Origin of the sequence: Dulcicalothrix desertica PCC 7102 (assembly GCF_003991905.1) — a bacterium.
Lineage (GTDB): Bacteria > Cyanobacteriota > Cyanobacteriia > Cyanobacteriales > Nostocaceae > Dulcicalothrix > Dulcicalothrix desertica.
In genome coordinates, this window is sequence record NZ_RSCL01000051.1 from 1,805 (window position 1) to 2,130 (window position 326).

Here is a 326-nt window from a genome sequence, read left to right on the forward strand (position 1 = left end):
TTCCATAGCTTCTATGTTGGAATAACTTGCCTTTTCGAGAAGATGTATATGACTGCGAATATTGTCATTCAATCAAATATTTTTTGTGAAAGAGCAAAAAATATCTCAATTTCATTATTAAGGAAAGCGGCATCAAGATAATTTTTGAAACCATGCATTACTTATATCTAGTTATATCTCATTTGACAATTTTTTGATGACATGATAATTCACGCTTAAAATCAAGCTGTATTATCTAGTACACTCTTTCAATATTTTCTACGTAAGTTAGAAATTAACTGGATGCGATTGAGAGTTATTACAGATAGTAAGAGTAAGAAAAGTTT